The organism is Kocuria gwangalliensis (genome assembly GCF_039544365.1).
GTDB classification, from domain to species: Bacteria; Actinomycetota; Actinomycetes; order Actinomycetales; family Micrococcaceae; genus Kocuria; species Kocuria gwangalliensis.
Genome location: NZ_BAABLN010000034.1, coordinates 16,761 through 37,865 on the forward strand (window position 1 = coordinate 16,761; position 21,105 = coordinate 37,865).

General features: G+C 67.2%; 15 protein-coding genes. 4 read left to right on the forward strand and 11 right to left on the reverse strand.

Annotated features, from left to right (window positions below; all coding sequences use genetic code 11):
* Nucleotides 1-83 precede the first annotated feature (83 nt).
* The 10 genes from ABEA06_RS11225 to ftsY all read right to left on the reverse strand — a co-directional run bounded on the left by ABEA06_RS11225 (nucleotide 84) and on the right by ftsY (nucleotide 10,582).
* Entirely contained in the window at nucleotides 84-1,289 is a 1,206-nt protein-coding gene (locus ABEA06_RS11225; RefSeq protein ID WP_303381879.1) for an ABC transporter permease, read from the reverse strand.
* On the reverse strand, nucleotides 1,286-2,230 hold the full coding sequence (locus ABEA06_RS11230) for an ABC transporter ATP-binding protein (RefSeq protein ID WP_345311541.1): 945 nt from the start codon (nucleotides 2,228-2,230) through the stop codon (nucleotides 1,286-1,288). Before ABEA06_RS11230 ends, ABEA06_RS11225 begins: the two co-directional genes overlap by 4 nt.
* Before the next feature lie 208 nt (nucleotides 2,231-2,438).
* The gene (locus tag ABEA06_RS11235) at nucleotides 2,439-3,155 is read right to left on the reverse strand and encodes a response regulator transcription factor (RefSeq protein WP_345311542.1); all 717 of its coding nucleotides are present in this window, start codon (nucleotides 3,153-3,155) and stop codon (nucleotides 2,439-2,441) included.
* Nucleotides 3,152-4,537: a sensor histidine kinase gene (locus tag ABEA06_RS11240; protein ID WP_345311543.1), complete on the reverse strand. Its 1,386-nt coding sequence runs from the start codon at nucleotides 4,535-4,537 to the stop codon at nucleotides 3,152-3,154. The genes ABEA06_RS11235 and ABEA06_RS11240 overlap by 4 nt, the downstream gene beginning before the upstream one ends.
* Nucleotides 4,537-5,418, reverse strand: a complete 882-nt coding sequence (locus tag ABEA06_RS11245; protein WP_345311544.1) for a hypothetical protein — start codon at nucleotides 5,416-5,418, stop codon at nucleotides 4,537-4,539. The genes ABEA06_RS11240 and ABEA06_RS11245 overlap by 1 nt, the downstream gene beginning before the upstream one ends.
* Nucleotides 5,418-5,909, reverse strand: a complete 492-nt coding sequence (locus tag ABEA06_RS11250; protein WP_345311545.1) for an NUDIX hydrolase — start codon at nucleotides 5,907-5,909, stop codon at nucleotides 5,418-5,420. The genes ABEA06_RS11245 and ABEA06_RS11250 overlap by 1 nt, the downstream gene beginning before the upstream one ends.
* 7 nt (nucleotides 5,910-5,916) lie before the next feature.
* Complete coding sequence (gene ffh / locus ABEA06_RS11255; RefSeq protein WP_303381885.1) at nucleotides 5,917-7,491, reverse strand: signal recognition particle protein; 1,575 nt, start codon at nucleotides 7,489-7,491, stop codon at nucleotides 5,917-5,919.
* 156 nt (nucleotides 7,492-7,647) lie between these two features.
* Nucleotides 7,648-7,986, reverse strand: coding sequence for a P-II family nitrogen regulator (locus ABEA06_RS11260; protein ID WP_303381886.1), 339 nt, complete (start codon nucleotides 7,984-7,986; stop codon nucleotides 7,648-7,650).
* Entirely contained in the window at nucleotides 7,983-9,299 is a 1,317-nt protein-coding gene (locus tag ABEA06_RS11265; RefSeq protein WP_345311546.1) for an ammonium transporter, read from the reverse strand. Before ABEA06_RS11265 ends, ABEA06_RS11260 begins: the two co-directional genes overlap by 4 nt.
* A gap of 215 nt (nucleotides 9,300-9,514) precedes the next feature.
* A complete protein-coding gene (ftsY, locus tag ABEA06_RS11270; protein WP_345311691.1) occupies nucleotides 9,515-10,582 on the reverse strand; it encodes a signal recognition particle-docking protein FtsY in 1,068 nt (355 codons plus the stop codon).
* Between the two features lie 85 nt (nucleotides 10,583-10,667).
* Between ftsY and ABEA06_RS11275 the strand changes: the two genes are divergently transcribed.
* Nucleotides 10,668-11,969, forward strand: coding sequence for an MFS transporter (locus ABEA06_RS11275; RefSeq protein WP_425559528.1), 1,302 nt, complete (start codon nucleotides 10,668-10,670; stop codon nucleotides 11,967-11,969).
* A 6-nt stretch (nucleotides 11,970-11,975) separates the two neighbouring features.
* On the opposite strand, the gene smc is transcribed toward ABEA06_RS11275, so the two are convergent.
* Nucleotides 11,976-15,629 carry a chromosome segregation protein SMC gene (gene smc, locus ABEA06_RS11280; RefSeq protein WP_345311547.1) on the reverse strand — a complete coding sequence of 1,218 codons (3,654 nt, stop codon included), beginning with the start codon at nucleotides 15,627-15,629 and terminating at the stop codon, nucleotides 11,976-11,978.
* A gap of 279 nt (nucleotides 15,630-15,908) precedes the next feature.
* Here smc and ABEA06_RS11285 point away from each other — a divergent pair, with 279 nt between their 5' ends.
* The 3 genes from ABEA06_RS11285 (at nucleotide 15,909) to ABEA06_RS11295 (ending at nucleotide 21,042) form a co-directional block, all read left to right on the forward strand.
* Nucleotides 15,909-16,934, forward strand: a complete 1,026-nt coding sequence (locus tag ABEA06_RS11285; RefSeq protein ID WP_303381890.1) for a 3-oxoacyl-ACP synthase III — start codon at nucleotides 15,909-15,911, stop codon at nucleotides 16,932-16,934.
* 74 nt (nucleotides 16,935-17,008) lie between these two features.
* Nucleotides 17,009-19,702 (forward strand): alpha/beta fold hydrolase, encoded by a 2,694-nt coding sequence (locus ABEA06_RS11290; protein WP_345311693.1) that lies wholly within the window; start codon nucleotides 17,009-17,011, stop codon nucleotides 19,700-19,702.
* Nucleotides 19,699-21,042: an NAD-dependent epimerase/dehydratase family protein gene (locus ABEA06_RS11295; RefSeq protein ID WP_345311548.1), complete on the forward strand. Its 1,344-nt coding sequence runs from the start codon at nucleotides 19,699-19,701 to the stop codon at nucleotides 21,040-21,042. The genes ABEA06_RS11290 and ABEA06_RS11295 overlap by 4 nt, the downstream gene beginning before the upstream one ends.
* Nucleotides 21,043-21,105: the final 63 nt, after the last annotated feature.

Sequence of the window (21,105 nt, forward strand, 5' to 3'; positions counted from 1 at the left end):
GCACGGTGAGAGGGTCCGCACGGTTCGAGTACCCGTTCATTGTGCCACACGTGTCAAACCCCGGTGTGCACCCGGCGCGTGGGCTACCTCTCCAGTTTGAGTGCCTTGCGCCACGTGAGCGCCTGCCCGCCCTGGAACACGGCGCGCTGGTAAATGCGCTCACCCACCCGGAACATGATGAACCCGAAGATCGCGCACAAGCCCAGCGCGAGCCACGGCTCCCACCATTGAACGGTGTCGGTGAGCATGCGCACGGGCATCGCCACCGAGGAGACCAACGGGACGTAGGAGGCCACGCTCAGCCACGCCCCCTTGGCGAACAACCCCACCAGCAGTGCGGCGATCAGCACGGACATGATGGGCCCGGTGTTGGACTGCAAGTCCTCCGTGCGTGAGGCCAAGGAGCCCAGCACGGCCCAGATACTTGCCTGGGCCGCGAAGCCCACCACGAAGAACCCGATGAACCACCCCGAGGCTTCCAGGATCCACCCGATCGATTCCGCTCTGCCCAGCACGTTCACGCCCAGTAGTCCCACGGCCCCGTACAGAATGATCTGCGCATAGGCCAACAGGCAGTTACCCGCCACCTTTCCGTACAGGATGTGGCGGACGGGGATGGCCGTGGCCAAGATTTCCACCACCCGGTTCTGCTTCTCCTCGAGCACCGAATTGGCAATGGCCATGCCGAAAATGATGGCCGCCGTGTAGAACAACATGGCGAAGACGAAGCCCAACACGTTGGCCGCCACGCCGCGATCGGGTTCGTCCGACAGCGTGCGGGTCCGCACCTCCGAGCCCGCCGCCAGTTGCTCCGTGGTGGTTCCTGCCGCCGCGGCGTTCTGCTGGGCGGTGACATCCCCGGCGGCATCCGAGAGCAGCCCGCTGAGGGAACCGTCCATGCCATGACGGGCGGTGAGCACCCATTCACCGTCCCCGCGTGTCACGACGGCGTCAACCTCATCGTTGTTCAAGAGCTCACGGGCCTCGTCCGGACCGGCGGATTCCAGGTCGATCGTGGTCTGCTCCCCGGCCGAATCACGGGCCGTTTCCACGACCGTGACCGATTGCTCGTCCGTGGCGGCCACGGTGTAGCTGGTGGTGCGCTCGCCCATGAAGAACATGAACGCGGTGAAGCCGATGATGCCCAGCACCGTCAGCACGGTGGACAGCACAAAGGCCCTGTCGCCGAGTTTGACGCCGATTTCACGGTTCATCACCGTGAGCCACGGAGCGGCGACCGGAGTGCTCGGGCGCTCGTGCGCGGTTGCGGGGGTCAGGTCGTGACTCATGAAATGGCCTCCCGATAGAGATCCCCGAGCGAGGGGCGCAAACGGGCGAACTCGACCATGCCGCGCGCGGCCGCCTCTTGAGCCAGCCGTTGGCGCGCGTCCGGACCGGATGGTTGAACGATCGCCGTGTTGCCGTCGAGGTCCACGACGTGGACCCCACGCTGATCGCGCGTCCACCCCGCATCCCCGGTGCACACGAGCCGGTACTGTTCCGGTCGGCCACCGCGAAGTTCGCCCACGGGTCCGGCCAGGCGGAGCGTGCCGTCGGCCAGGACCACGAGGGCGTCGCACAGCCTGTCGATCAGGTCCAGTTGATGGGAGGAAAACAGTACCGGCACCCCGCGGGCCGTGTATTCGCGCAACAATCCCACCATGGCGTCCACGGCGGTGGGGTCCAGTCCGGAAAACGGTTCATCGAGCACGAGGGCGACCGGGTCGTGCAGCAGGGCCGCAGCCACCTGAACCCGCTGCTGGTTACCCAGGGACAGGGTTTCCAACCGGTCCTTGGCGCGCTCCCCCAAGCCGAAACGTTCCAGCAGCCGATGCGCCTCCGCCAGCGCTCGTGCGCGTTCCATCCCGTGGAGTTGGCCCAGGTACCCCAGCTGATCCGCGATCCGCTGCTTCGGGTACAGTCCGCGTTCCTCGGGCATGTATCCGAAACGCGAGCGCACGCCGGAGTCAATGGGTTGGCCGTTCCACAACACGGTGCCGCCGTGTTGGTCGAGTACGCCCATGATCATGCGCATGGTGGTGGTCTTACCCGCGCCATTCGCGCCCACGAAACCCGTCAGCTGCCCGGGCTCCACCCGGAAGGACACCCCGTCCACCACGGTGCGTTCACCAAAGCGTCGTGTCAGGTCCCGCACTTCCAACGCGTCCCCTGCCCGCGGCGGCGAGTAGCGGACGGAGGTGTACGCGGCCCCCGACTTTGTCATCCTCATGCTGCCTCCTCGGATTTGCGCCGTGCCCGCGGCCGTGGCGTGTGCGAGACACGGTGCGGCCGGCAGATTCCAGCGTAGGAGGACCGGCGATCCGGCGGATCAGCCCCGCGGCGGAACTTTCGTGCCGCCGTGCAGTGTAGCTGCCCCGGGTGGCGCCCGGGGCAGGGAGGGCCCGTGGGAGCGGTTGAGCCGCGGGACCGGCCACGGGTCAGGAGACCATGCCCGACCTGTAGGCGAACACGACCGCTTGCACACGGTCGCGCGCACCCACCTTAGACAGCACGTTGGAAATGTGCGTCTTGACCGTGGCCTGCCCGACCACCAGGGTTTCGCAGATCTCCCCGTTGGACAGCCCCTCAGCCGCCAGGGTGAGCACCTCGCGTTCGCGCGCCGTCAGTGAATCGATGATGCGTTGCTGCTCGCTTGTTCGCTCGGGAAGATCGGTCGACGACGCCGCCGCCCCACCGCGAGTCCCGACCGGCACCTTGCGAGGTGCGCGAGCGGCGTCGTGCCGGGCGAGTTGCTGGACCACGCGCAGGGTGGCCTCCGGGGCCAGCAGTGCGTGGCCGTCGACCACGGCGTGCACCGCGGCCACGAGATCCTCGGGTGAGGCGTTCTTGAGCAGGAACCCGCTCGCGCCGGCCCGCAACACGTCGAACAAGTAGTCGTCACGGTCGAACGTGGTCAAAATGATGACCTTGGTGTCCGTGGCTTCGGTGATGAGCCGGGTTGCTTCAATGCCGTCCATGATGGGCATCTGGACGTCCATGAGGACCACGTCCACGGGGCTGTCGAGCACGTGCGCCACGGCGTCCTTCCCGTGGGCGACCTGCCCCACCACTTCAACGTTTTCCGCCACGGTGAGCATGAGCGCGAAACCGGAGCGCACCAGTTCGTGATCGTCGGCCAAAAGTACGGTGATCACGGTTTGACCTCCTGGGTAGCGCTGCTGGTGGAACGGGGAATGCGCACGCGGACACGCCACCCGGGACCCGGTGTGCGCGGGCCGATCTCGGTGACTCCGTTGTAGAGCCGGGCACGCTCGGCAATGCCTTTGAGGCCGAATCCGGAACCTCCCGTGCCCGAAAGGGGTTGACCCCGGTCGGTGATTTCCAGTTCAACCCACGCATCGGGTGTTTGTTCCCCGGGCCCGGCCGCTGTGGATCCGGTGCGCACCACGGCGGTGGCCTCGCGGGCAGTGGAGTGGCGTGTCACGTTGGCCAGGGCCTCCTGGAGGCAACGGTAGACCGTCAGTTGGACGGAGCCGGGCAGCGTGGTGAGGTCCTCGGGGTGTTCCAGAGACGTATTCAAGGTCACGGTCAGGCCGTGTCGGGTGTGTGACGCCACCAGTTCGTCCAGCTCGCTCAGCCGGGGTTCGGGCGTGCGGGACGGGGAGGCCAGCACACTGCCGTCTTCCGCGCGCAGCACACCCAGCAGTTCCCGCATCTCGGTGACCGCCTGCCGGCTGGAGTCCTCCACCGTGCTCAGTGCCTCCGCCGCGGCCTGGGGATTTTTGGTCATCACGGTGCGTGCCGCTCCGGCCTGGATCCCGATAGCGGAGACATGGTGGGCCACCACATCGTGGAGTTCGCGCGCAATGCGCAGCCGTTCCTCGACGACCGCGCGGTTGGCCAGCTGCTCCGACTGTTGGGCGATCCGCCAGGCTTGCTCGCGGAGCCTGCGTCGGTCCAGGGCTCGACGCCACGAGGATCGCCCCATGACGAGCGCACCGCCGAAATACACGACGTTCATGATTGCTGAGTAGCCCATGATCCCCACCGTGGGAGAAAACGGTCCGGACGCGTCCTCGACGTCGTCGAGCAAGTCACTGTAGGAATTGGTGACCGTCCAGTCCACCATCAGCCACCCGACCGTGAACACGGCCAATCCCACCACCATCAAGGCCACGACCTGGCGGGACCGAGCCCAGGCCACCATGGAGTACAGGCTGGCGAAGTACGCGATCTGGAAGAACAACTGCACGCTGACGTGGGCAACCGTGTAATAGGTCCAGACGAACACGGCCGTGGCCGCGAACACGCCCGCGACCGGGAAGCGGCGTCGGACGGCCAACGGCACGGCGATCAGCACCGCCGCGAGATAACCCAGCCACCAGGGTTGGTCGGGCGACAGTGACACGTAGCTTGAGATCAACGCCAGCGACAGCGCGGACGCCGCCGCGACACCCACCGCAAGCCATACGTCCCGAGTGAGTTCGCGGGATGTGGGGCGGGGCCGTTGCCAGTCCGGCTCGTCCGGATCCGAAAGTGCCGCGACCCACCCCCGGGCCCCTCCGAACCGGGCCACTAGGACTTCTTACGCGCCCGTACCGCCGCCCACAGCGCGGTCTGCCCCGCGGCATCGGTCAGCAACACCGCCGACGCCGTTCCGAGCACGCGCGCACCACGGCCGCCGCGCCGGGCCAGGGCGGCCAGCGTGGAACCCGCAATGAGTTCGGCTCCGCCCATGGCCAGCAGGATCTCCGGGTGTCGGATGTAGGCGCGTTGGATCCGCGAAGCCACATCGTTACCGGAGGGTTCCGTGGTGACGGCGTCCACGAAGGACAGTCCCAGTGGTTTGGGTTGGTAATGGCGCGCATCCGGCATGTCGTCGAGGGAGCGCTCCGATTCCACCAGCTTGGCGGCCACCACGGGCACGCCCAGAAGTTGCAGGACCGATTCGAGCAGCAAACCGGAACTGGGCGTTGCGGCGTAGTTCTCGAGCCGGGCGGTGGCCGCGGGGTCCAGGGAGCAGATGGACGCAATGGCCTCCACGGCGATCCTGGTCTCACGGTCGGTATCGGTGGCCACCGGGTGCTGAGAGGCGGTGTCCGCTTCGCCACCGAGGATTTCCGCGATGTCACTGTGCTCGGCTTCCCACCGCAGCCTGGCCACGCGACCCACGTCCATTTGGTGGTCGAGTTCGGCCTGTTCGTCACGGGAGGGATCGGTGCGCGGGTACACGCTGAGACTGCGCTCGGCGCCGTCCGATGACACGGCAATGCACATGTCGCCGGGGTGAACGGCGGCAATGAACGCGGGATCGGTGTCCTCGTCGGGCAGGACCACGGCCCACCCGTTCCGAGTGACCGCGGAGAAACTCGCGTCTATCACGTTGGCCAGGAACGGTAGTTCGGGTGCGTCCACGTGGACCAGAACCGCCGTCCGGTTGAGCTGTTGGTCGGTCATCAACGCTTTCCTCCGTCTGCTACGTGTTCGACCACCGTGCCCTGTTCAAGAGCCTCCAGTGCCTCGCGGATCCGCTGTGACATCCCGGTCGAGAGCACGGTTTCCAGGTCCTGCGGGGCCACCCAACGGTAGGACAGGAGTTCCTCTTCCTGGACCACGATGTCGGAGTCCGAGGGGATCTGACCGCCGTCGTAAAGAAACGCGACCGAGTCCCCCCACATGCCCATGTTGAGCCCGTGCATGATGAGCAGCATGCGACCTTCGGGCAGGTGCAGACCCACCTCTTCGACCACTTCGCGGAAGCACGCGCTACGGGGATCCTCCCCAGCCTCCACGGTGCCTCCGGGGAGGGTCCATTCCGACTTGTAATTGGGTTCCACCGTCAGAACGCGCCCGTCCTCATCACGGATGACGGCAGATGCCGCCAGTCGCCGCGTGGGCAGGGTGCCGATGAACTCCTGAAGCTCCTGGTCTGACAGGTAAGAACCCACTACTGACTCACTTTCCGAGGAATTTCTCGAAGCCCTTGGGGAGGTTCAAGGACTCCAGATCCGGCTGTTGCGACTGCGCGCCGAAGGCACTGCCCGTGGCCGCGGGTTTCTGGCCGCTGGCGATCGCGGCGTTCTCCTGGGCGCGCTTGGCCGGGTTACCCGAACGCGAGCCCTTCTTCTTGGCCTTGCCCTTCTTACCGCCGCCGCCACCTGCGCCGCCGCCCATACCGGGGATACCACCGGGCATGCCGGGAACGCCCTTGCCCTGGGCCAGTCGTTTCATCATCTTCTGCGCCTGGGAGAAACGTTCCATGAGCTGGTTGACCTCGGAGACGGACACTCCGGAACCGCGGGCGATGCGGGCACGGCGCGAGCCGTTGATGATCTTGGGTGCCACACGCTCGTGCGGAGTCATGGACCGCACAATGGCTTCCACCCGGTCGATCTCGCGCTCGTCGAAGTTCTCCAGCTGCTCACGCATGCCCGCCGCTCCGGGCATCATGGACAGCATCTTCTTCATCGAACCCATCTTGCGCAGCTGCTGCATCTGCGCGAGGAAGTCCTCGAACGTGAAGTCCTCCTGATCGGTGAACTTCTTGGCCATGCGCTCGGCCTCGGTCTTGTCCCACTGCTTCTCGGCCTGCTCGATCAGCGTGAGCACATCCCCCATGTCCAGGATGCGCGAGGCCATCCGGTCCGGGTGGAACTGTTCGAAGTCGTTGACGCCCTCACCTGTGGAGGCGAACATGATGGGCTTGCCCGTGACCGAGCGCACGGACAGCGCGGCACCGCCGCGGGCATCGCCGTCGAGCTTGGACAGCACCACGCCGGTGAAGTCCACGCCGTCGTCGAAGGCCTTGGCGGTGTTGACCGCGTCCTGGCCGACCATGGCGTCGATGACGAAGAGCACCTCGTGCGGGTTCACGGCGTTGCGGATGTCGCGGGCCTGACGCATGAGGGCCTCGTCGATACCCAGGCGGCCGGCGGTGTCCACGATGACCACGTCGTAGAGCTTGGCGCGGGCGTGGGCCACACCGTCCCGGGCCACGGCCACGGGATCACCGGTGGGGTCGTCGAATTCTGAGGTGGCGCCGGGCTCGGGAGCGAACACGGGAACCCCGGCGCGTTGACCGACCACTTGGAGCTGGGTCACGGCGTTGGGGCGCTGGAGGTCGGAGGCGACCAGCACGGGCTTGTGCCCCTGGTCCGTGAGCCACTTACCGAGCTTGCCGGCCAGGGTGGTCTTACCGGCACCCTGCAGACCGGCCAGCATGATCACGGTGGGTCCGGACTTGGCCAGGTTGACGCGGCGGGTCTCACCGCCCAGAACATTTTGCAGTTCTTCATTGACGATCTTGACCACTTGTTGGCCGGGGTTCAGCGCCTCGGACACCTCGGAACCCAGAGCGCGTTCCTTGATGACGGCGGTGAATTCACGAACCACGGGCACGGCGACGTCGGCTTCGAGGAGCGCGCGCCGGATTTCCCGCACGGTGGCGTCCACATCCGCCTCGGACAACCTACCCTTGCCGCGCAGGTTCTTGAAGGTCGCTGTAAGCCGGTCGGACAGAGAGTTGAACACGGGGCAGTCGCTGCTTTCGTCGGTCAACGGATGGGGTCAGTGCCCCAGGTTATCAAGCCGAGCCGGGTCACCGGAACGACACGAACGCACCGCGGGGGCTTCTCGCCCGTCCCACGGTGCGTTCGGTGATCTTCGGTCGACGACGCCGCCGCGCGGCTACAGCGCGGACTCCCCACGTTCGCCGGTGCGCACGCGCACCATCTCGTCCACGGAGGTGACCCAGACTTTCCCGTCCCCGGCGGAACCGGAGTGGGCCGAGGAGACGATCACATTGACCACGTCCGCCGCGATGTCGTCCGCCACGAGCGTTTCGACACGTACTTTCTCCAACAGGTCCACGGTGTATTCGGCCCCGCGGTAGACCTCGTTGTGACCGCGTTGCCGGCCGTAACCGTGCACGGTTAGCACTGTCATTCCTTGGATTCCGAAGGCCTCCAGCGCGTCCTTGACGTCACTGAACTTGTCCGGCCGGACCACGGCGGTAATGAGTTTCACAGGGAAGATCCTTCCTTGGTGTGGACGGGAGCCTCAGCGGTCCCCGGGAGGGCTCGTGAGGGCGCGGTTCCAGCAAAGTAGCCGGTGGCCTCGTCCCTGAGCGAGTACGCGGATTCCGCGTGCTGGGTGACATCGATGCCGTCCACCTCGTCCTGGGCGGAGATGCGCAGGCCCAGGGTGACCTTGATGAGCAGGCCGATGATCAGGGTGAGAACTCCGGTGTAGAGCACGACGAACACGGTGGAGCCCACCTGGGCACCCATGAGTGCCCAACCGCCGCCGTAGAACAGGCCGGCCTGGCCCTCGGAGGAAATGGCCAGGAACCCCAGCGCCACGGTACCCACAATGCCCGAGACCAAGTGCACGCCCATCACGTCCAGCGAGTCATCCAGGCCGATCCTGTATTTCATGCCCACCGCGAGCGCGGACAGCACACCGGCCACGGCGGCCAGGGCAATGGCGCCCAGCGGTGACACGTTGGCGCACGCGGGGGTGATGGCCACCAGACCGGCCACCACTCCGGAGGCTGCGCCCAGGGAGGTCGCGTGGCCGTCGCGGATTTTTTCGGTGAGCAACCAGGTCAGCATGGCGGCCGCGGGGGCCACCAGGGTGTTCGTCCAGATCAGTGCGGCTTGCTCGGCGGTTGCCGCGGCACCGACGTTGAAGCCGAACCAGCCGAACCATAGGATCGCGGCACCCAGCATGACCAGGGGCAGGTTGTGGGGTCGCTGACCCGAGTCCTTGCCGAAGCCCTTACGGGCGCCGATCAATAAAATGAGTACGAGTGCCGCCACACCCGCGTTGATGTGCACCACCAGTCCGCCCGCGAAGTCAATGGGCTCGCCGACCATTTCGGCCAGGGCGCCGCCCTCGGACCACAGGCCACCACCCCACACCATGAAGGACAGCGGGAAGTACACCGCGGTGATCCACACCAGGGTGAACACCACCCAGCTGCCGAACTTGGTGCGATCGGCAACCGCGCCGGAAATCAGGGCCACGGTGATGATGGCAAAGGTAATGCCGAAGGCGCTGCCCAGCAGGTCCTCGGAACCGATCAGTCCGCCCAGGCCGAAACTGGCGGTGGGATCGGCCACCAGTCCGCCCAGGATCGCGTCACCGGAGGACATGGACGCTCCCCACAGCACCCACACCACCGCCACGATGGCAATGGAGATGAAGCTCATCATCATCATGTTCAGCACGCCCTTGGCCCGCGTCATGCCACCGTAGAAAAGCGCGAGCCCCGGCGTCATGAAGAACACCAACCCCGCCGCCACCAAAGTCCACACGTGTCCCGCCGTGAGTTCCACGCGAGCTCACCCCGTCTCCATCTCAAAGTTTCGTACAACGGTTATCCGTTGGTATCGAGTAAAGAACTCGTGTGTTTCGGTTGTGCTTCGGGGTTGGTTTCGGGGGTGTTTCTTTTACCCACCGCAGGTGACAACCGCGTTACGGGAGCACGTATGGAAAGGCGCCCGCCCCGTCAACGGGGCGGGCGCGGAGAACTCTCGCGGCGGCGTCGTCCTCAGTCGAGCAGCGCGTCCACGAACTGCTCGGCGTGGAAGGGGGCGAGGTCATCGGGGCCCTCGCCCAGGCCGATGAGCTTGACCGGAACGCCCAGGGCGCGCTGGATGGCTACCACGATGCCGCCCTTGGCGGTGCCGTCGAGCTTGGTCAACACGATGCCCGTGATGTTCACGGCCTCCGCGAAAACCTTGGCCTGGGTCATGCCGTTCTGACCGGTGGTCGCATCGATCACGAGCAGAACCTCGTCCACCTCGGCGGCCTTGGTGATCACGCGCTTGATCTTGCCCAGCTGGTCCATCAGCCCCGCCTTGTTCTGCAGGCGGCCGGCGGTGTCGATGAGCACCACGTCCGACTCCTGGTCGATGCCCGCCTGCACCGCGTCGAAGGCGACCGACGCCGGGTCCGCGCCTTCCTGCTCGGAACGGACCGTGGCAACTCCCACCCGGGCACCCCAGGTCTCGAGCTGGTCCGCGGCCGCGGCGCGGAACGTGTCCGCCGCGCCCAACAGCACGTCCTTGTCCTCGGCCACGAGCACGCGGGCCAGTTTACCCACCGTGGTCGTCTTGCCCACGCCGTTGACGCCCACCACCAGCACCACCGCGGGTTTGCCGGGAGCGCCCACGGAATTGATCGTGCGATCCATTGCGGGGTCCACGAGGTTGAGCAGCTCTTCGCGCAGCATGGTTTTGACGTGCGCGGGATCCTGGGTGCCCTCCACGCGCACCCGCTTCTGCAGGTTCTCCACCAGTTCCAGGGACGCATCCGTACCGAGGTCCGCCATCAGCAGCGTGTCCTCGATCTCGTCCCACACGTCCTGGTCGATGCGTTCGCGGGACAGCAGGGCCAGTAGCCCCTTGCCCAACACGTTGTTCGACCTGGACAGGCGACCGCGCAGTCGGGCCATGCGGCTCAGCGCCGATTCGGGCCGCTCCACGGTGGTGGTCGGGCGCCCCTCCACGAGGACGTCGCCCTCGGCCGGCGGGGCGTCGTCGATGTCCCGGGTGTGTTGGTATCCGCCCTTGGGGGCCTTGGGCTTGCGCAGCAGCATGGTGCCGAAAACCACCATGAGCGCCACCGCCAGGACGGCTATAACGAGTATCCAAATCCATTGAGTCGTGGTCACGTTTCTAATCTCCCATAAACTGCTCGACGTGTCCCGCCCAAACGAAGATCCCTCACCCACCGATCCGAGCTCCGCACCCGTCACGGGGCCTCAGCCCACGGTCTCCGGCGGCAAGGAGAAAGTGCCCTCGCAGATCAAGGTGCTCATTGCGGCGGCCTTCGTGATCGCCATTGGCTACGGCATCGTGGCCCCGGTGCTGCCCCAGTTCGCCTCGAGCTTCGGAGTGGGTGTGGCCGCGGCCTCCGCCGTGGTGAGCGCGTTCGCTCTGTGCCGGTTGCTGTTCGCTCCGGCCAGCGGCGCGGTGGTGAACAAGTTGGGTGAACGTCCCACTTATTTGATCGGTCTGTTGGTCGTGGCGGTGTCCTCGGCGGCCACGGCATTCGCCGAGACGTATTGGCAGTTGCTGCTGTTCCGCGGCCTGGGCGGTATCGGTTCCACCATGTTCACGGTCTCGGCCATGGGCTTGATCGTGCGCCTGGCGCCACCTCGGATGCGCGGGCGGATCTCCGGGTTCTACGCCACCGCGTTCCTGTTGGGCGGCATCCTGGGCCCGGTCGTGGGTGGGTTGCTCGCCGGCTTCGGGATGCAGGCCCCGTTCATCATTTACGCGGTGGCGCTGCTGATCGCCTCCGCCGTGGTGTATTTCCGGCTCAAGAACGAAACTCTCGCGACCCGCAAGGCCACGAACCCGCAGCCACCCATGACCTTCCGTGAGGCCTTCGAGGTGGGCGCCTACCGTTCCGCCCTGGTCTCCAGCTTTGCCACGGGATGGACCGCCTACGGGGTGCGCGTGGCCCTCATTCCCCTGCTCGCCGTGCAGCTGGTCGGTGAAGGTCCGCAGGTTGCCGGTCTGGCCCTCGCGGTGTTCGCGGCCGGTAATGCCCTGGCCCTCACATTCACCGGGCGCCTGACCGACAAGCTGGGCCGTAAACCGCTCATCCTCACCGGATTGATCGTGTGCGCCCTGGCGACCATTGGCGTGGGACTGGTCTCATCCGTTCCGATGTTCGTGATCCTGTCCCTGATCTCGGGCATGGGCTCCGGCACCCTCAATCCCGGTCAGCAGGCGGCGGTGGCAGACGTCATTGGTCCCGAGCGCGCCGGCGGCAGGGTGCTGTCGCGCTATCAAATGAGCGCTGACGCGGGTCAGATTCTCGGTCCGATCCTGGCGGGAGCACTCGCGGACGCCGCCGGATTCGGTTGGGCGTTCGGCGTCTCCGGCGGCCTCATGCTCCTGGCCGCGCTCGCGTGGCTGCCGGCCAAGGAGACCATGCCTCCGGAGGGCGATCCCCAGACCGAGACCCCGGACGAAGGGGACCGGCGGGCCTGATTCCGCTCAGCGCAACTCCGTGAGCTTCTGCCCCACCACCAGGCTCACCCCGTCACCGCGCATGGACACGCCGTAGAGGGCGTCCGCGATCTCCATGGTGCGCTTCTGGTGCGTCACGATGATCAGCTGCGAACTCTCCTGCAGCTGCTGGAAAATGCTCAGCAGGCGGCCCAGGTTGCGGTCGTCCAGGGCGGCCTCGACCTCGTCCATCACGTAGAACGGTGAGGGCCGGGCCTTGAAGATGGCCACGAGCAACGCCAGCGCGGTCAGCGAGCGCTCGCCACCGGACAGCAGCGACAGTCGCTTGATCTTCTTGCCCGCCGGGCGCGCCTCCACATCCACACCGGTGGTGAGCATGTCGTCCGGGTCGGTCAGGCGCAGCTGCCCCTCACCCCCGGGGAACAGGGTCGCGAAGACCCGCACGAATTGCTCGGCGGTGTCCCGGAAGGCCTCGGTGAACACGCGTTCCACGTGCTCGTCCACCTGCCGGATGATGGTGCGCAGATCCGCGCGGGAGTTCTTGACGTCCTCCAGCTGCTCCACCAGGAAACTGTGGCGTTCCTCCAGCGCCGCGAATTCCTCGAGCGCCAGGGGATTCACCTTGCCCAGCGCCTTGAGCTGTTTTTCCGCCCGGCGCAACCGGGTCTCCTGCTCGGCACGCCGGAACGGCGTACCGGGATCCGTCATGGCCGGCATGCGCGCGAGGTCCTGGGTTTCCTCGCGCTCCTCCGCGTCCTGGGCGGCTTCCAGCACGGCATCGGCGTCGGGTACGGGCAGGTGCGGTCCGTAGTGCTCCACCAGGTAGTCCGGCGTCATCCCCAGTTCTTCGAGCGAGGACTTCTCGAGCGCCTCGAGTCTCGCCCGACGCTGCGCCAGGTCCAGTTCTTCACGGTGTAATTGTTCGGTCACGGCGTTGAGTTGTTTCCCCAGATCGTCGCGTTCGGCGCGCAGCCGCCCGGCCGCCTCGTCCAGTCCTGCGCGTTCCACGTCCGCTGCATCTCGGACCCGGGCCGCCTCGGTCACGGATTCCTCGGCGCGCAGCCGCAGGTGGTCGGCGGCGTGGGACACGGCCTGCGCAATGGTGGCCTGCACGCGGCGTCGTTCGGCGCGCCGGGCGGCCTCGGCCTGCGCCACGCGCTCGGCCTGGGCCGCACGGGCCAGCGACGTGGCCCGCGAATCCGCCGATCGATACTGCTCCTCCAACCCCCGCAGGGCCAGTCGCGCCTGGGTTTCGGTTTCGCGCGCTTCCCGTGCCGCGCGTTCGGCCCGGTCCTTGGCCGACGCCGCTTCCAACTGATGCCGCTCGAGGGTTTCCTCGTCGCCGCTGTCCACGGCCTCGGCACGGACTACCGCGTCCTGTAAGTGCACCTCACGCTCCCTGAGCCGTTGCTCCGCGGTGGCGAGGGCCTCACGACGGCGCTGCAGTTCCGCATCCGCCGAGGCCAGCACCGCTTCGGCCCGGCCCAGGGCATTTGCGGCCTCGGAGGCGGCCCTCTGCTGGTCCCGTGCGAGCCCGCCGGCTTCGCGGGCCTTGGCGCTCGCCTCGATCCGCCGGGTTTCGGCGTCCTGGGCCGCCGCGGACGCCGCTTCCACTTCGCGCGACCATCGCGCGGCTTCCGAACGGGCCGTGTCGATCTGCGCGTGGATTTCGAGGCTGCCGGCGGCTTCTGCCGCGCCGCCCTGCGCTCGGTGGGTGCCGAAGACATCGCCGTTCGCGGTCACGGCACGGATCCCCGTGGCTTTGGATGCTGCGGCGGCATCCAACACGGCCACCGCGGTGTGGGCATCGGGAACCAGGACCGTGGCGGCGAGCAGGCCGCGCACCGCGGTGAGGATGGCCTGTGCCGCCGAATCCTGGGAGGCTTGCGCAGCACCGGACAGCACCGAGACCGCCCGAACCGCTCCCTCGGGGAGTTTCAGCTCGGGCGGCTCGCCCGCGGCGTCGTGCCCGGAAGCCACCAGGACGTTGACGCGCCCCGAGTCCTCGGTACGAAGCGAAGCAAAGATGTCGGCCGCTCGGGTGTGGGAGGCAACCGCGAGCGCCTCGGACCACGGCCCCAGTGCGGCGCCCACGGCGCGTTCCCAGCCGTCGGTCACGCGGATCGCGTCCGATACCGCGCCCAGCACGGACTCGCCATGGCTCGCGGAGACCGCCCGTGACCCATCGGGTTGCGGCATCGATTGCTGAAGGGTGTCCAGGCGAACGGTCACGGAGTGCTGTTCGCGCAGCACCCGCTGGCGTTCGGCCTCTGCTCGGCGGGCGGCGGTTTCGATCTGGTCGGTGGTCTCACGGGCGTGGTCCGCGAGCTCGGCGCTGCGCACGGCTGCCGTGCGCAGGCTTTCGGCGCGTTCGCTCAGCTGAGCGTGGTCCCCTCGAGCGCTCTCGGAACGGGCCAGCACGTCGTTGATTTCCACGCGCAGCCGTTCGATGTCGGCTTCCGCGGAGGTCAGGTCGGATCGGGCGGAGGACACGGCGGCCGCCAATTTCGCCTGACCCGCTCGACGGTCAGCGGCCTCGCGCACCAGGTGAGCGGTGCGCTGTTCGGCCGCCCGCGCCGTTTCCTCGGCTTCGTGGCGGGCTGCCTCGACGGAGGCCAGGCGCTCCCGGGACTCGGCAACCCGCTCGTGGAGTCCGGCAGCTTCCGCGCGGCTGCGTTCGGCTTGCTCCTCGAGCCTGTTGGCGTCCTTGCCCGTGTCCTGTTCCGGTTCGGTGGACCCCAGGAGCCTGCGCCGCTCCCCCGCGAGTGAGGACAGCGCACGGAACTGATCACGCACGGTACTGAGTTCGTACCAGCTGGAGCGAGCAGCATTGAGCACGGGTGCCGTGCGCGCCGCGTGCGCCTCGGTCTCCCGCAGGCGCGCGGCAATCTGCTCCATGAGCTGTTCGAGGCGTTGTTTCTCCGCCCGAGTTGTGGCGCTGGCGGCGCTGTCGGTCTGTAACGCGGCACGTGCCTGCTCGAGGTCGTCCGCGAGCAACCGGGATTTGGCATCACGCACGTCGTACTGGATACGTTGTGCCTTCCGAGCCGTGCGCGCCTGGCGGCCGAGCGGGGTCAACTGCCGTTGGATCTCCCCCACCAGATCCTCCAGGCGGTCCAGATTGGCCTGCAGGGAATCGAGCTTCCGAAGGGTCTTCTCCTTGCGGCGGCGGTGCTTGAGAATTCCGGAGGCCTCCTCGATGAAGCCTCGCCGGTCCTCGGGAGTGGCCTGCAGGATGCGGTCCAGCTGGCCCTGTCCCACGATCACGTGCATTTCGCGGCCCAGACCCGAGTCGGACAGCAGTTCCTGGATGTCCAGCAGGCGGCACGAGCGACCATTGATCGCGTATTCGGAACCGCCCGTCCTGAACAGCGTGCGGGAAATGGTGACTTCGCTGTATTCAATGGGCAGGGCGCCGTCGGCATTGTCAATGCTCAGCGACACGTGAGCGCGTCCGAGCGCGGAACGGCCGGAGGTACCGGCGAAAATCACGTCTTCCATCTTGCCGCCGCGCAGGGACTTGGCCCCCTGCTCGCCCATCACCCAGGACAGGGCATCCACCACGTTGGACTTCCCGGAACCATTGGGGCCCACCACTGCGGTGACACCGGGTTCGAAATGGAAGGTGGTGGCCGAAGCGAAGGACTTGAAACCGCGCAGGGTGAGGGTCTTCAAGTGCACGTATGGGGCTCCTAGCGTGAGATGTTCACCACCGCGCGGCGCCCGTCCGGGGGTTGGCGGGCCCGCGCAACCACACCACTGTACCCGCGCGGGCCCGGGGATCCGGGGCCCGGTAATAGTCAGCCTGCAGAGAAACGGCTGAACGCCACTGGCTGCAAGGTTCGACCTGGTCGATAGACTGAGCCGGTCCAGTCCGCCTGCTCGCTCGAGCGCCCACGGTGTTGAATCACTTCCAGATTCAGCACGGCGCGGAGAGAGCCCTGTCTCGAAAGCGCCACGTTGATCGGAAACTCAACCATTAAAAACCGCAATGCAGCCGTGCTGTCCATTACCAAGGTGGAAGCAGACGAGGTGGTCCCCTCAACGCGGTTCGATGACGAGCTCGCCGACACCTTCAAGCGCGTGCGCTTACCCCGCGGTCTCCTCGAACGACTGGCCGGGATCGAGGAACGCCGCATGTGGGCCCCGGGGCGCCACTTCTCGGACGGCGCCACCGAAGCGGGGCAGGCCGCGCTGGACCAGGCAGGCATCAAGCCCGAGCAGATCGGGTTGTTCATCAACTCCTCGGTCACCCGCGACGACTACGAACCAGCGGTGGCCGTGGGCATCCATCACCGGCTGGGCATGCCCAGCTCGGCATTGAACTTCGACATCACCAATGCGTGCCTGGGTTTTCTCAACGCCTTGACCGTGGCGTCCTCCATGATCGACTCGGGTGCCGTCGAGTACGCCCTCATCGTCAACGGCGAGGACCCACTGCGGTGGCACCGCGCGGCCGTGGAGCGGCTGAAAAAGCCCGGCGTCACCCGGGATCAGGTCGTCCAGGAGTTCGCCACCCTCACCCTGGGTTCCGGTGCGGCCGCCGCCGTGGTGGGCCCGGCGGACCGGCACCCGGACGGGCACCGCATCGTTGGTTCCGTCACCCGGGCGGGCACGCAGTACCACGAGCTGTGTGTGGGGGGCGAGGAAGGCATGATCACCAACGCCACCGGACTGCTCAATCACGGGGTGGGCCTCGTGGTCGACGCTATGCGAGAGGCCGAGAGCGAAGGGTGGGACTGGCTTCACATGGACAGCTACGTGACCCACCAGGTCTCCAACTCGCACACCAACAAGCTCATTGCGGACATGGGACTGGACCCCGACCGCGTGCCGCTGACCTTTCCCTTCTGGGGCAATGTGGCCGCGGCCGCCCTGCCCATGACCCTCGCGCTGCAAGCCGAGACGTTGACGCCCGGTGACCGGGTGCTGTGTCTGGGTGTCGGGTCCGGCCTGAACACGACCCTGATGGAACTGGCCTGGTAACGCCTGAGAGAAACTGGAGTTCAACCGTGAGCAAGAAGACCTCTCGATCGCCCCAGACCGGTCCTCGACTGCCGATGACCGAAGTTGCCCTTCCGGGTGTCGATCCGGCGTGGTCCACCACCGTCACGGTGGCTTCCACGGCAGCCGTGGAACCCGTGCCCGGGCGCAAGCGCCGCTGGCACCTGCTGGACAACGGCCCCGCCTTGGAGAAGGCGGGCGTGGCTGACCGCGGCATCATCCTGGCGGTGCACGGCAACCCCACGTGGTCCTACCTGTGGCGCAGCGTGCTCAAGGCCGCCACGGAAGCCGAACAGCCCTGGCGCGTGGTCGCCGTGGACCAGCTGGACATGGGTTTCTCCGAGCGCACGGGACTGTTCCGCCGCTTGCAGGACCGGGTCCAGGACCTGAGCGACCTCACCGCCGAACTCGGCATCGACACCGCGGACGTCCCCGTGGTCACACTGGCTCACGACTGGGGTGGTCTGATCTCCCAGGGCTGGGCCCAGGAACATCCTGGCATTCATGCGGCCACCATCCTGACCAACACCGCGGTGCACCACGACAATGCGGAGTCGATCCCCACCGCGTTGCAGGTGGCCCTGAACTCCGCATTGCACGAACCACTCACCAAGCACACCACCGCGTTTCTGGACACCACGCTCGCCCTGGCCGATCCCGCGCCGAGCAGTGAAGTGAAGAAGGCGTTCAAGGCCCCGTACCGCACGCGTGAGCGCCGCCAGGCCATTGCCAATTTCGTGGCCGACATTCCCGCACCCGAGGATCATCCCTCGCACGCCGACTACGAGCGCATTGCCGGTCGCATGAGCGCACGTGAGGTCCCCACCCTCCTGTTGTGGGGCACCAACGACCCGGTGTTCCAGCAGCGCTACCTGGACGACCTCTTGCGCCGGGCGCCGCACGCGGATGTGCACCGTTTCGAAGGCGCCAAGCACCTGGTCGGTGAATCCCGCGACATCGCAGCACCCATCCTCACGTGGCTCGACGAGCACTTCGGCGATGGCCTCCCCGTCACCCAGCAGCACCGGGAGAAGCGCGCCAACGCCTCGGACGACTTCTCACCGTTTTTTGCCGAACTCGAGGCACGGCGCACCGATGACTCCCCCGCCGTGGTCGACATGGGCCCCGTGGCCCAGACCGTGGACGGCACCGCACCGGCCTTGAACGTGGAACGCACCGTGTCCTGGGCGCAGCTCAGTTCCCAGGTCGACCGTTTGGGTGCCGCTCTGCTGCGCACCGGTGTGCGCCCCGGCGATCGCGTGAACCTCATGGTTCCCCCCGGGTCGCTGCTGACCACGCTGATCTACTCGTGCCTGCGCATCGGCGCCGTCATTGTGGTCGCTGATCAGGGCCTGGGTCGCAAGGGTTTGACCCGCGCGCTCAAAGGTTCCTCCCCCGACTGGTTCATCGGGATTCGCAAGGCCCTGGTGGGCGCCAAGGCCCTCGGCTGGCCGGGGCGTAAGATCTCCGCGGTGAGCCTGGATCCCGTGACCAAGAGGGCCCTGGGTGTCGAGCACACGGTTCCGGAGCTCCTGGATTCGGTGACCACCGTGAACCCCGGCGAACTGCCGCTCGTGGATCCCGACGCCGAGGCCGCCGTGTTGTTCACCTCCGGTTCCACCGGCCCCGCCAAGGGCGTGGTGTACACACACCGTCAAATGGCGAGCATGCGCGATGCCATTCGCGTGACCTACGGTCTGCGCGCCGGAACCGGTCTGGTGGCCGGCTTCGCACCGTTCGCATTGTTGGGCCCGGCACTGGGCGCGGCCTCCGTCACCCCGGACATGGACGTGACCCAACCCAAGACATTGACCGCACGGGCGCTGGCGGAGGCCGTCATGGCCATTGACGCCACCGCGATTTTCGCCTCACCGGCGGCCATCGACAATGTGCTGGCGACCGCGGATGAGCTCGCCCCGGCGCAGCGCGATGCGCTCGCCCGGGTCGACCTGATGCTCTCGGCTGGCGCCCCGATTCCGGAAGCGCTGTTGGAGCGCCTCCAGACGTTGCTCCCGGCCGCGGAGTTGCACACGCCGTACGGTATGACCGAAGCCCTGCCGCTCACGGATGTCAGCCTGGACGTCATTCGAGCCGCGCGGGAGGATGCCCAGCGCGGCATGGTCGGTGCGGGCAATGGGGTGTGCGTGGGCACTCCCGTCCACGGCGCCCAGCTGGGTGTCCTACCGCTCGACAGCTCCGGCAACGTCACCGATGAGATCACCACCGAACCGGGTGTCACCGGCGAGATCGTGGCCCGGGCACCGCACGCCAAGGACCACTACGACCGGTTGTGGATCACCGAACGCATTTCCGATCAGACCCCGGGCTGGCACCGAACCGGCGACGTCGGCCATTTCGACGCGAACGAACGGCTGTGGGTCGAAGGCCGGTTGGCGCACGTGATCAAGACGTCCGGCGGGCCCGTCACCCCGGTCGCTGCCGAGCACGCGGCCGAAACGGTGCCCGGTGTGGGTCGCACGGCACTGGTCGGGATTGGCCCGCAGGGTTCGCAGACCACGGTGGCGGTGATCGAAACGGACCCGGCGCCCCAGAAACCGGGACTGGCCCCCGGTGACCTCGCCGAACGGGTGCGGTCCACGGTGGAATTCGCCACCGGAATCCGCCCGAGCGCGGTTATGGTAATTCCGGAACACCCCACCGATATCCGACACAATTCCAAGATTGATCGGGCCGCGTTGAGCCAATGGGCTGAGCGCGTACTTTCCGGCGGAAAGATGAGCGCACCGTGAGCAATTCACCAGAAATCACCCCCGACCCCCTCTCCCGCGCCGGCCGCCACCGTGCGGGCGCCCCCGGAGACGGTGCCGACGGCCGCGAGAGCAAGGCGCCGACGGCGACGTCGTCGGCCCCCGACGCGACGAACGCCACGCAACGCGCCGAGGTCGGCTCCACCGCGACCGAAGGCGAGCTGACCGGCAAGGGCCGCACCGTCCTGGTGACCGGCGCGTCCGGCATGCTGGGCGGCGAGGTCGCGCGCACCCTGCTCGAGAAGGGCTGGCGCGTGCGCGTGTTCCAGCGCGGACACGCCACCGTGGCCAACCGCGAGGGCGTGGATGAGGTGCTCGGATCGGTGACCGACCCGGACGCCGTGGCCAAGGCGCTGGAGGGTGTGGACGACGTCGTGCACCTGGCCGCCAAGGTCTCGTTCGCCGGTGACTGGGGAGACTTCGTGCACGTGAACATCACGGGCACCCGCGTGCTGCTGTGCTCCGCGCAGGAGGCCGGTGTGCAGAACGTCGTGTTCGTCTCCTCCCCGTCCGTGGCGCATGCCGGGACCTCGATCGAGGGTGTGGGCGCCGAACCCGCCAACCCTCGCACCGCACGCGGACACTACGCGCGTTCCAAGGCCGCCGCCGAACTGCTGGCCCTGGAAACCGATGGCCGCGGCCTGCAAGTCGCCGCCATTCGCCCGCACATCGTGTGGGGCCCGGGCGACACCCAGCTCGTGGAGCGGATCGTGGACCGCGCAGCAGCTGGCCGCCTCCCCAACCTCGACCACGGCGCGGCCATGATCGACACCACGTACATCGATAACGCCTCCGAGGCCATTGCCCGGTGCCTCGAACGCATTGACGTCACCCACGGCAAGGCCCTTGTGGTGACCAACGGCGAGCCCCGTCCCGTGGGAGAGTTGGTCGCCCGCATGTGCGCCGCCGCCGGAGTTGATGCCCCCACCCGCTCCGTCCCGGGCAAGGCCGCCCGTATTGCGGGCAAGGTCATCGAAAAGGTTTGGCCGTACATTCCCGCCAAGCTGCGCGGGCATGATTCCGAACCGCCCATGACCGAGTTCCTGGCGGAGCAGATGTCCACCGCGCACTGGTTCGATCAAAAGGAAACGCGCGAGCTGTTGGACTGGACGCCGTCCGTGACGATCGATCAGGGCATGGAGCGCCTGGCCCAGCATTACAAGGACAACCCGCGACCCGAGCGCAACACCGGATCGGTGGCGGCCGAACGGGTCATGGAGGTCGCCGACGATCAGCGTGTCAGGGCCGAGAGCGCCGCGGACGCCGCTGGCAGCGGTCGCAGCGATTCGATGAACGATGTGCAAAGCGTGCGTTCGGAATAGATGGGGGCAGGTTGAGCGGCTTCGGGGCGGGCAGCACGCAGGATCCCCTGGCCATAACGCTGT

What these genes read in the sequence shown, in the direction of transcription:
- ABEA06_RS11225 (WP_303381879.1), bottom strand. Translation starts at nt 1,289, where the DNA reads ATGAGTCACGACCTGACCCCCGCAACCGCGCACGAGCGCCCGAGCACT.
- ABEA06_RS11230 (WP_345311541.1), bottom strand. Translation starts at nt 2,230, where the DNA reads ATGAGGATGACAAAGTCGGGGGCCGCGTACACCTCCGTCCGCTACTCG.
- ABEA06_RS11245 (WP_345311544.1), bottom strand. Translation starts at nt 5,418, where the DNA reads ATGACCGACCAACAGCTCAACCGGACGGCGGTTCTGGTCCACGTGGAC.
- ftsY (WP_345311691.1), bottom strand. Translation starts at nt 10,582, where the DNA reads ATGGTGGTTTTCGGCACCATGCTGCTGCGCAAGCCCAAGGCCCCCAAG.
- ABEA06_RS11290 (WP_345311693.1), top strand. Translation starts at nt 17,009, where the DNA reads ATGACCGAAGTTGCCCTTCCGGGTGTCGATCCGGCGTGGTCCACCACC.